This is a genomic window from Microcoleus sp. CZ3-B2 (assembly GCF_036705055.1).
GTDB lineage: Bacteria > Cyanobacteriota > Cyanobacteriia > Cyanobacteriales > Microcoleaceae > Microcoleus.
Genome location: NZ_JAUBTN010000014.1, coordinates 82,391 through 93,675 on the forward strand (window position 1 = coordinate 82,391; position 11,285 = coordinate 93,675).

The 11,285-nt window shown below is 43.0% G+C and carries 10 protein-coding genes; 8 read left to right on the top strand and 2 right to left on the bottom strand.

What is annotated here, in order from left to right; genetic code table 11:
• The first annotated feature begins 173 nt into the window (after positions 1–173).
• The 4 genes from QUA97_RS09030 (at position 174) to QUA97_RS09045 (ending at position 4,569) form a co-directional block, all read left to right on the top strand.
• Positions 174–2,030 carry an albusnodin/ikarugamycin family macrolactam cyclase gene (locus QUA97_RS09030; protein WP_333194410.1) on the top strand — a complete coding sequence of 619 codons (1,857 nt, stop codon included), beginning with the start codon at positions 174–176 and terminating at the stop codon, positions 2,028–2,030.
• 60 nt (positions 2,031–2,090) lie between these two features.
• Complete coding sequence (locus tag QUA97_RS09035; RefSeq protein WP_194067614.1) at positions 2,091–2,366, top strand: PqqD family protein; 276 nt, start codon at positions 2,091–2,093, stop codon at positions 2,364–2,366.
• A gap of 111 nt (positions 2,367–2,477) precedes the next feature.
• The gene (locus QUA97_RS09040) at positions 2,478–2,897 is read left to right on the top strand and encodes a lasso peptide biosynthesis B2 protein (RefSeq protein ID WP_194067613.1); all 420 of its coding nucleotides are present in this window, start codon (positions 2,478–2,480) and stop codon (positions 2,895–2,897) included.
• Positions 2,898–2,958: 61 nt separating this feature from the next.
• Positions 2,959–4,569, top strand: coding sequence for a cyclic peptide export ABC transporter (locus QUA97_RS09045; protein WP_333194411.1), 1,611 nt, complete (start codon positions 2,959–2,961; stop codon positions 4,567–4,569).
• 177 nt (positions 4,570–4,746) lie between these two features.
• Here the strand turns inward: QUA97_RS09045 and QUA97_RS09050 are convergent, their stop codons facing one another.
• Both QUA97_RS09050 and QUA97_RS09055 read right to left on the bottom strand, forming a co-directional pair.
• Positions 4,747–5,505, bottom strand: a complete 759-nt coding sequence (locus tag QUA97_RS09050) for a phycobilisome rod-core linker polypeptide (protein ID WP_194067612.1) — start codon at positions 5,503–5,505, stop codon at positions 4,747–4,749.
• A 292-nt stretch (positions 5,506–5,797) separates the two neighbouring features.
• On the bottom strand, positions 5,798–6,394 hold the full coding sequence (locus QUA97_RS09055) for a phycobiliprotein lyase (protein ID WP_194067611.1): 597 nt from the start codon (positions 6,392–6,394) through the stop codon (positions 5,798–5,800).
• A gap of 228 nt (positions 6,395–6,622) precedes the next feature.
• Here QUA97_RS09055 and QUA97_RS09060 point away from each other — a divergent pair, with 228 nt between their 5' ends.
• The 4 genes from QUA97_RS09060 (at position 6,623) to QUA97_RS09075 (ending at position 11,033) form a co-directional block, all read left to right on the top strand.
• Complete coding sequence (locus QUA97_RS09060) at positions 6,623–6,793, top strand: NblA/ycf18 family protein (protein WP_194067610.1); 171 nt, start codon at positions 6,623–6,625, stop codon at positions 6,791–6,793.
• On the top strand, positions 6,775–7,038 hold the full coding sequence (locus tag QUA97_RS09065) for a hypothetical protein (RefSeq protein ID WP_333194412.1): 264 nt from the start codon (positions 6,775–6,777) through the stop codon (positions 7,036–7,038). The genes QUA97_RS09060 and QUA97_RS09065 overlap by 19 nt, the downstream gene beginning before the upstream one ends.
• Before the next feature lie 131 nt (positions 7,039–7,169).
• Positions 7,170–10,526 (top strand): ATP-binding protein, encoded by a 3,357-nt coding sequence (locus tag QUA97_RS09070; RefSeq protein WP_333194414.1) that lies wholly within the window; start codon positions 7,170–7,172, stop codon positions 10,524–10,526.
• Between the two features lie 84 nt (positions 10,527–10,610).
• The gene (locus QUA97_RS09075) at positions 10,611–11,033 is read left to right on the top strand and encodes a four helix bundle protein (protein WP_333194415.1); all 423 of its coding nucleotides are present in this window, start codon (positions 10,611–10,613) and stop codon (positions 11,031–11,033) included.
• Positions 11,034–11,285: the final 252 nt, after the last annotated feature.

Below are 11,285 nucleotides of genomic sequence, written 5' to 3' on the forward strand. Positions count from 1 at the left end.
GCGTGGTGCTCGCGCTACAGAATATTTTCACAACAGCATGATAAATACTGTTTTCAACAACTAATAATAAAAAAAGTTGTGGGTAGTTTGAGAGTAAAAACTTACAGGTACTAAGACTTTATAACAACAAGTTTTGATCGGCATTGTATAAAATTCAAAGCTTAATTAAAGATATGAAGCAAACAATGTTTCGTTGGTTTTATGGCTTTTTAGCTGAAGCTGAAGATGTTGCTCTAGCTTTCGCAAAGCCTTGTAACTCTCAGATTATATGGAAAGATAAAAGTTATCTTTTCCTCTGCGGGTCTTGGAAGAAAACTGACTATTTTTACTTATCTCAGGGAGAAGTCGAGCTGGCGATTATTGGTCGATTATTGATACATAGTGAGCCTCTATTTGACCAAATTAATTTGGCTGTAAGAACTAAAGATTACAGGATTTTAATGAAGTTGCCAGGTAATTACAACCTTATTGTCAAAGATGGGAATCAAAATTATATTTTTACAGATAGAGCAAGCCTTAAGCCCATATTTTACACGGTAAAAAATTCTTCGATCGTGTATTCTTCGCATTGTGTTGCGATCAAAGAACTGATCGATGCAAAAGTAAATTTATCTTGGCTTGCTGCTTGGCTAATGTATCCTGGAATGATAGGTATAGATAAAAATTCCTCTCCTTTTTGCAACATACAAATAGTTCCTCCAGGCCACTATCTGCAAGTATCCCCTGGCAAGGTTGTCTGTGAGCCATACTGGACAGAGCCAACAGAGCTTAAAGACAGGTTAGAAGCAGCCGAACAGTTACGAGAACAGTTGATCGCTGCTGTTGAACGAAGAGTAGATTTATACGACATTGTAACTAGCGATCTGAGTGGTGGTATGGACTCTACCAGCTTATCTTTAATAGCGGCTAAAACTTTAGCTAATCAGGGTCGTAAATTGCACACTATAACGTTTGCAAGTAGTTCTGTTACTGAGCTGGAAGATTTAAAGTATGCACAGCAGGCGGCTAGTTTTTATCCCAATATTAGCTCCGTAGTTTTGGATAGTAACAAATTTCCTATGGCTTATAGCAATCTGGATGAAATGCCAATGACCGATGAGCCTGCGCCAGTTGCGACTACCTTGGGCCGATTTCTCTATGGTCTAGAAGTCGTTAAGTCGAAAGGCTCTCAGTTGCATCTGAGCGGAGATGGTGGTGACGCAGTTCTTTTGGCACCCTATTCATATCTGGCAGATCTTGTTCAGAATGCACATTTAGGTACACTAATTCGGCATTCTTTTGGTTGGGCAAAAGTTAAAAATATTTCACCAATAGCTTTAATAAGTAATTCTGTAAAGCTGGCAACTACCTCTTACCGTCGTTGGCTGTTGCAGCAAACTAAAAAACTAAAAAGTGGTCAAATATCATATGAACAAATTCAGAAAATTATAGCTTGGTCTAGTCCTCCAAGTTGTGCTAGTTGGTATACACAAAAAACCACTGAGTTGGTCATACAGCAGTTACAACAGTACATGGCAGATGCTAAACCATTTTCAAACCAGCCAGGTCAGCATGGTGCTATTGAGAGTATTTATGCTATGGGGCGCAGTTGCAGGATTCTCCAGCAGGTAGCTGAAATTTATGGCGTCAATCTAGATGTCCCTTATTTGGACTCATTGGTAGTTGATGCTTGTCTCTGTGCAAGAACTGAGGAAAAAACCACTCCATTTATGTTTAAGCCACTACTACATGCAGCCTTTCGTTATGATTTACCAGAGATTATACTAAACAGAACAACTAAAGGTGACTACACGCGTGATATGTTTGACGGCATACGGCAGAATCAAACCCAGGTTAATGAATTGCTCCAAAGTTCCTGTTTAGCAGACCTTGGATTAATAGACCTAGAAAAATTTAGGATTGCAATAGAAAATTTTAGCATGGGATTTAATATAGGTTTATGCCAATTTGAAATTACATTAGAAGTTGAGTTTTGGCTGCGTAGCGTACTTAAGTCTAACCATTTTTTTGATCGAGCTTATTTAAAGTGAAAATGCTTAAAGTCTAAAGATGCTAATTTTCATTGTTTGTATTTAACAGGACAAATTACAATGCCAAAATTTTATATTCCCAAATACGTTACCACAACGATACTTGAAGATGTTATAATCTTAATGGATTTACGTAAAAACACTTACTATGCTTTAAAAGACAGTGCAGTTGAATTTTGGCAAGCTTTGGAAAAATATGACTCATTTGATTTGGCAATCAACGAAGTATCAAAATCATATAATGCCTCAAAAGATGTGATTAAAAAAGATATGGAGAATTTTGTTTTTTCTCTGTTAAAAGCTGGCTTGCTTGACAGAAGACCCACCGGTATATAAACTAGCTATTGTGGCTGGCTAAGTAATAATTATAATATTTTTTTAAGCAAGTATAACTGAGTTAAAAACTAGATTGGCAATAAACGTTAGTGTCAGGAGTAAATATCGATCATGAGTAAAATAATGTCATTGAGTTCGATTGACTCAAGCTTAAAATGGGTAGATAGGCTCAGAGGTTTGTTGGCTCTAACCGCAGCACATGTCATGCTACGACTTTTTTCTCTTATAACGATTGTCAAGTTTATTCGCCTAGCAAGACGTTCCTACTTTCGTAAAATGAGCAGGGAAGAAGCAGACACTGCGTGGACAGCCATACATCAATCTAGCTCATTTTATTTGGGAAGATCTGCTTGCTTAGAATTCTCATTAGCTTTCGTACTTTTCGCTTTAAGCAAAGGTCAGTCAGTTTTATGGTGTACAGGAGTGAAGCTTAAACCATTTGAAGCTCATGCTTGGGTAGAGATAGATGGTAAGCCATTTCGTGAACCAGATTATGTGGAACACGATTTGAAAAAAACCCTGGAAATTTAAAATTAATTTCTAGTATTTTATAAAACCCAAAATAAAAATCATTTTTTGAGGTTGAATTATCATGAAGATGATGTGGTTTCTCCTCCAGTCGTCTTGGTTTACAGTTGCGATCGCAGCCCTCACAGGTTCAATCAGCGGGGCTTGTAGCGCTTCATTAATTGCGTTAATTAATAATGCCATTAGTAGCACTGTTAATCAAACAGAACAACTCTTTTTAGGTTTTATTGGATTAGCAACCGTCGCTTTTTTAACTAATCTTACATCTCAGTATTTATTATCTAGTGTATCATACAATAGCGTTTACGAACTGCGGTTGAAATTAAGTGATTGGATCTTAGCTTGTCCCCTTCGGCATCTAGAAGAAATTGGGACGAATCGGATTATAGCCACTTTAACAGAAGATACCGAAATGATTGGCAACACGATTGGTAGCATCCCCTTTTTGTGGATTGATATTGCACTAATTTTAGGTTGCTTGGTATACTTGTACTGGTTGTCGTGGGTAGTATTTTTAGTGACGGCGATCGCATTAACATTTGCCTTAGTATTGCTGAAAATTTTGTCAGCAAAAGCTCAGGTATTTCTCAGCCTTGCCCGAAAAGAGCAAGATAATTTATTTAAACATTTTCACACGATTACTAATGGAATTAAAGAACTAAAATTAAATAGCAAACGCCATCAAGCTTTTGTCAATGAAGAACTGAAAATTACAGCGGCAGCAACTCTTTATTACGACATTGAATGTGTAAAACTATTCGGTATTTCTAACGGCGTTGGACAATTAATATTCTTGGTAATTGTCGGTTTATTAGTCTTCGCTTTGCCCAAATTTACGCCTCTTAATGCCACTGTTTTATCAGGTTACGTACTTGTCATTACTTATTTAACTGAACCGTTACAGCGAGCGCTTGCTTTGCTACCTGGATTGAGTCGCGCCAGCGTCGCGTTGCACAATATTGAAAAATTGGGGTTATCACTTGCTAGTCGTTCTGAAGCATTTTCTTCTGAACTTCAAACACCGCTTAATTTCCAGAGTATTGAACTCATTGGTATTAGTCATACCTACGGCAAAGAGCAGGAGGAAAGTTTCACATTGGGACCAATTGATTTAAAGTTATATCCAGGAGAAATAATTTTTATTGTAGGTGGAAATGGTAGTGGTAAATCCACTCTGGCAAAACTAATTACTGGACTGTATATTCCTGATGCGGGCGCGATTTATCTCGATGCTAAGATGGTTAGCGATCGTAACCGTCAAGATTACCGTCAGTTGTTTTCTACTGTATTTTATGATTTTTATTTATTTGAACGTTTGCTGGGACTAGATTTAGATAATCTAGATATTCAAGCGGATAATTATCTGAAAAAACTTCAATTAGACCAAAAAATGAAAATTAAAAATGGTCGTTTTTCCACGATTGAACTTTCCCAAGGACAGCGTAAACGTCTGGCACTCCTAACTGCTTATTTAGAAGATCGTCCCATTTATTTATTCGATGAATGGGCAGCAGATCAAGATCCCAACTTCCGAGAAATCTTCTACAAACAACTGTTACCAGAGTTAAAACACCGAGGTAAAACCGTCCTGGCAATTAGTCACGATGACCGCTATTTTGATTTTTGCGATCGCATCATTAAATTAGACTACGGTAAGGTCGTGGAGCCGAATTAACCTGAGTTCGCTGTAACACGAAGTTTTACCACGGCGGAATGTGGGCTAAAAATTATGAGTCCTGAGTTTTGGATTCCAAGTTTATCAAAAAACTCAAACCTCAAAACTCAAAACTCAAAATTCTTTTAGACTCAAAATCGATCGCCCGACACAAATAATCGCACCAGGCAGCATCAATTACCGACGGTAAGGAACCATCGTCTCGATATTGATATTGGCCAACGGCACCCGCTGCGGAGGAGTAGCAGGAGGTGCGACTTGCCGCGCCATACCCAAATAGTTGGACGGATCGCCAGCCTTCGCTTGCTGCTCTTGAGGAACAAAACGGCGAACAGTCGTCTGCCAAATGATTTGCGGGAAGCCTAGCTGCGAGCGGTGGTACTCACCGTAGCGAGGAGTCTTCAAGTTGAAAGGAGTTTCTCCTCCAACACGCTGAGGCAAAATCCGGCGCTGTTGGTAAGGTACTGTATCGTAGCCAAACTTGCCCAGGTACTCTTCGCTATTGACCAACTCGTCAATAAACCCTTGAGGCCCCTTAGTGGCTACCACGATCGACCAAGCAATCTTTTCGCGATCGCTGTACACATCCCGACCCAAAACGCGCTGCACGCACATTTCCACAAATCGGTAGTTGCTGTTAGTTTGGTAATTCCGCTCCAAGAAAGGAGCCGAAGTCGCCAAACCGCGAATGAAATCCCGCACCGTAATCTGGCCGAACTTCAGTTGCGACTCCAAAAACGTTTGGCGGTTGCTCTTGAGGATTTGGTGTTCGCTGTAAATCTGGCGATATCCAGCCCAAATCAAATTTTCCATGTCTCCCGACGAGAGCACGTTTTCAGTTGTGAAAACTCTCGGCTGCTCGTCGCCCCCTATTTCATAACCAGCAACACGCTGATTTTGGCTCTTAGGGGCGTAATTTAACAAAGGAAGCGCCACGTTATAATCTCCGTTATCTCAAATTTCAGAAATAGTTGATACCGCGAGCTGCCAGCATAACGATACAACTAACCAACATACAGATTAGGGGATTCCCGCAATCTAAATCTGGTTTTCCTGATTTTTTGCAACAATCTGTAACATTTGTTGACTTTGGGGAAGTCATTAGTCATTGGTCATTAGTCATTGGTCATTGGTCATTAGTCATTACTTTGGCGTCGTTTCGAGACTCAGCCCACTGCTGACTAATGACTACTGACTGCTGACTGCTGACTAATGACTAATGACTAAATTACCAGCCCAGAGCCGAATAAAACTCGCTGGCGGGCACTTGAGCTCCTGCTGCTTCTGATGTTGCATCCGAGTCTGGTTCCACCCGAATTTCAGTGCAAAAAGTTGAAGTGCTGAAACCGCCAAAGCGCTTGACGCTACTCGTCCGCATCCGCACGTTGGGATTGGCAAACCAAAAACGCTCGATCGAACTCATCGTCTCGTATTCCGTAATCAGCAGCAGCGCATCCTCATCATCCATCTCAAAACGGCCTGCCACCGGCACAATTTCCGCATAGCCCCGTTCCCGCAACATCAAACCCTGCCGCGGATTCTCAGGATCTGGGACGATCGCGAATACGGTAGAGCCCTTGTGATTCTCATCATCCTTATCCCACGCCATAGTGCCGTGCCAAGTCACAAATGCTCCCCCAGCAGCCCGACTCGGATCTACCTCGTGCATCTGGCAAATTTCAGCCACTCGCGCGTCATCCGCACCTAGGGCCGTTACCTGAATATTTGAATCCCCAATCTCCGCTTGGCGGAAAGCGAGGTGGTGAGTGCTCCGCTGAGAACGCCATTCTCCAGCACTACTCTGAAAAAACTCCATTGCATCCATACAAACTAACTCCTTTGGCTTAGGCTTCCCGGTCTTTACGCCTTTTTATGATAAAGCTCTCCCCACTTAGATGTACTTTTGCGGCACAAATTAGTCTCAAAATGTCTACTTTGGACATATTGTCAAGCGAATGTTATGATAGTTTACAATGTAGGAGACACAACAAATCCTGCGAAACGTCATTTCGATCTATCTCGCATCGATCTCAGCAAACTGGAGGAGCGAATTATGGATATGCCTACAACCAGCCTCAGCATGGAACAGCAGTTCAAACTGCAAGTCCTCAGCGAACAAGTCAAAAGCTTAAGCCTAGACCAAGCTCAGGAATATCTGCTAGAAGTTATGCGGCAGAACATGGTCAAAGAAAATTTGTTAAAGTATTGGATGAAGAAAATGTGAACTCTTCGATCGCCCGCAGCACTAGAGCTGCACAACACAACTTTTTTGATAAATTAATCCCCGTACCTGCTTCGCGAGTAGGTGCGGGGACAATTGTTTGGGGCATGGGGCATGGGGCATGGCATGGGCCAAACAGGGCATGGGCCAAACAGGGCATGGGCCAAACAGGGCATGGCATGGGGCGGAGCGAAGCGGAGGGATGGGGCATGGGCCATACCTCACCAAGATTGAGAACCGCTATATAGCCTAAGCAAGAAGCAAGAAGAATAGGGATTGAGCAGCGTATCAACAAATCAATTAATGCAATGAACCAATTGAGGCGCGGATTTTGGTAAAATATTATTCTGTGCGTCTCCCTCACTTTTCAAAATAATCAATGCTGCCATTAATCTTTGATACCTGCGCGCCCAGAGAGGAAATTTTATCGGGAGACTTGTCTCTAGATTTATTTGCAGCAAAATTGCGGCTGGTAGTCGAAGGAAATGCACCTCAAGTTTATCAAGATGCCAATAAATTCTTTGCCAACACCTTCGCAACTGACGGTATCAAAACTTTGATCCGCGAAGTTTTCAGCCGCTTGACGAAGCAAAGCAGCGGGGCGGCGGTAATTCGTTTGGAAACCAGTTTTGGGGGCGGCAAAACTCACGATGAAATTGCACTCTGGCATATCTGCAAGCAGGGGCGAGAAATTTCTGGATTGGAACGCTTTACAGATATTAATACTATTCCCGATCGCCCGATTCAAGTTGCAGCCATCGACGGTCGAGATTTAGACCCGGAACAAGGAGTTTATCATGCCGACAGCGGCTTGACAACCTACACGCTTTGGGGCGAAATTGCCTACCAAATTGGCGGGATACAAGGCTATCAATTACTGCAAGGTAGCGATAAAAGCGGTGTCAGTCCCGGTACTTCGGTGTTAGAAAGGTTGGCGGGGGGACAGCCGACGGTAATTATTTTAGATGAAATTGCCCGGTATTTGCGATCGGCAAAAGCCAAGCAAATTGGCCGCAGCGATTTAGCCGAACAAGTGGTAGCTTTCCTATTTTCCTTGATGGATTTGGCGGCAGCGTGCGATAATTTAATATTGGTTTATTCCCTCGCCTCGACCGCAGATACCTTTGCAGAAGAAACCGCAGAATTGCAAGAAACGATGCGCGCCTCCGCCCGACAAGAAAGGGTGTTAAGCCCTTCTACAGATATCGAAATTTACAACATCGTCAAACAGCGCGTGTTTGCGACAGTTAGCGAAGAAGCGGCGCAAAAAGCGGCATCGGAATATTTGGCGGCTTATCGCAATTGCCGCGCTAATTTACCCGACGGGTGCAAAGATGCGTCATACTCAAAGGCGATCGTCCAAAGTTATCCGTTTCACCCGGAATTGTTCAATCTTCTGACTAAAAAAATTGCTTCTATTCCCGAATTCCAGAAGACGCGGGGGGCTTTGCGGTTGTTCGCGCAAGTCGTGCGCTATTTGTGGAGTGTAGAAGGAGTCAGGAGTCAGGAGTCAGGAGTCAGGAAGGAGAATTCAGGAGTCAGGAGTCAGGAGTCAGGAGAATTCAGGAGTGAGGAAGAAGAATTCAGGAGGGACAATTCTGGAGTCAGGATTCTGAATTCTGAGTCGTTTGTGCAGATGATTCACACGCATCACATTCCTTTAGGGATGGATGGCGAAATTACTAACGATCTTACCTCTCGGTTGCAACGATCGCCCATGCGCCCGTGCCTCGGCGCTGATATCTACAATCCCGACGGTAGGCCGGCTTACGCACAATTGCAAGATGCGGAATGGATAGCAGCGGGAAAACCGCCGTTTTCTACTTGGGTAGGGCGAACAATTTTTCTGCATTCTTTGACTCAGGGAAATTCTTCGGGTATTCGGCTGGCGGAGTTGAATTTGTCGCTGCTGACTCCAGGGGTTGACAGCGGTTTTGTCGATCGCGTTTTAGAAACATTAACTAAGGTAGCCTGGTATTTAGACTTCGATCCGATCACATCCTTGGCGCGGTTTAAAGAAGAACCTTCGATTAACAAAATTATTACCGAAGAGAAAGAACAAGTCACGAGGGAATTAGCCAAAGCAGATTTGCGAACTCGCCGGGATAGCATTTTTGCCAAGAAATTCTTTACTTTAGTTTCTAATGTCGAAACTCCCGGAAATGTAGACGACAACCCGGAGGATGTGGCGCTGTGCGCCATCGACTTTGACGATGAAACGGTGGATTCCTCTACCGATGCAGCCCCGGAATTAATCGAGAGAATTTTTAACAACAGCGGCGAGTCGGGGAAGTTTCGCACCTACCGCAATCGGCTGTTATTTTTAGTAGCAAATCGGCTAGAAGTAGAAACGGCCATCGACAATGCTAGAGAATACAAAGCAATTCAAAATATTCTCAAAAGTCAGAACCGCATGGAAGATTTATCGGGAAGCCAGCAGAAGCAACTCAAGGAAAGAGAAGGCGCGAAAGATATAGCTGTGAGAATATCTTTAACTAATGCTTACCGCCATTTATTTTATGCTGCAAACGACCCGGTAAAAGCACCGAAAGGATTGATGCACTACACTCTTTCCGCCCAGGATGCGAGTACGGTGAAAGGCAAAAACAACCAGCAAGATGTAATTCTCAAAGCCCTCAAAGATTGCGGCAAAATTCGCGCCGCAGAAGCTAAACCTTTCGCCCCGGCTTTTATCTTGCAAAAAGTTTGGCCTGCGGGGTTGGATAGTTGGACGACAAAGGCGCTGCGCGATGCTTTTGCTAAGGATTTGAGTTTGAATATTCTCCTCGATGCGGAAGTTTCGATGCTGCGGGAGACGATTCGCGAAGGGTTGAAAATGGGCAATTGGGATCTGAAAGTTGGGGAGAGACTGTTTATCAAAACCGATGATAGCGTGTTGGTGTTGCCGGAGACGATCGAATTTAGCGATCGCGCCCTACTGTACAGGCGCGGCATTCTCGAACCTCCAGCGCCGAAATCAGTGGAACTCAGCGCTCAATTGATGCCCGGTACCGAGGCGGCAAAATCGGTGCGGGTGAGGTGGAAAGCCAAAGGAGCACTGAGTGTTAGTTTGTATCAAAATGATAGTTTAGTGCCGGGAAATTTCTTCCCTTCCGATGAGTGTGAAATCACCATTGTGAATAACACTATTTTTCGGGTGGTGGCCGATTACGGTAACGGTGAGACAGCAGAAAAATCAACCAATGTCAATCTAAATCCTCAAGTTCCTAGCGTTCGATATAGTGACAATTCTCCTTATGTGGTGGAAGGGCTACAGGGGACTTTGTGGGAGGCGAAACCGCCGACTATCGAACTCGACGGCACGGTGAATGCGGTATTTGCGGGATTGGGCGATCGCATCAGCGACAACAAAATACAAGCCATCGAAATGCTAGAATTGTCTGTGGATCGAGTCATGGATTATCGCAAATTGGGAACAGCAATTGCCCTATTGCAGCGCTGGCAACCGCAAATCGACCAAACCGCAACCATTCAAACCGGCGACCAATTTGTGCGCTTGGAATATCAAGGGGGGTTGCGGGGATTTCAGAGCTTTTTCTCGACTATCAACACTTTGTTGAACAGCCCCGACGCGCAAGCAACTGTTAGTTTGAAAATCACCTTAGAATTCAAGCCAGCTTTGTCAGCAAATGCCTCGGATATTAGCAGTATAAAACAAACCCTCGATCGCAATCCAGTAGAAAGATTGAGTTTAAGGGCAAGGGTGGTATATTGAGGAAAGGAGTCAGGAGTCAGGAGTCAGGAGTCAGGAGTTAGAAAGGAGAATTTAGGAGTCAGGAGTTAGAAAGGAGAATTTAGGATGAAACTCGAACCAGCTAAAAAATTTCAAGATTTAATTGTGTGGCAAAAATCTCATAAATTTGTTTTAGGGGTTTATAAGTTTACCAGTAAATTTCCAAGTAGCGAACTGTATGGATTGACTTCTCAGTTTAGACGAGCAGCAGTATCTATTGCTGCTAATATAGCAGAAGGATTTAAAAAACAAGGTCTTGCTGATAAAATGCGCTTTTTAAATATAGCACAAGGTTCTTTAGAGGAATGTCGATATTATTTAATCCTATCTGAAGACCTGAACTATGGGAATTCTCAGTCTTTAATCTTAGATATTGAAGAAGTTAGTAGATTGTTAGAATCCTATTATAGTAAAATCAGAAGTCGTAGAGACAATTCAGGATTAAGAAAAGAGAATTCAGGATGCAGTAGTCAGGAGTCAGAATTTTGAATTCAGAGTAAGGAGTCAGGAAGAAGAATTCAGGAGTCAGGAGTCAGGAGTCAAAACTCAGGAAGAAGAATTCAGGAGTCAGGAGTCAGGAGTCAAAACTCAGGAAGAAGAATTCAGGAGTCAGCATTTTTACTCATCCCTTCTCGTGACTTCTTTCTCCTAACTTTCTCCTTCCTTCTCCTGACTCCTGACTCCTGACTCCTTTCTCCTAACTTTCTCCTTCTTTCTCCTGACTCCTGACTCCTGACTCCT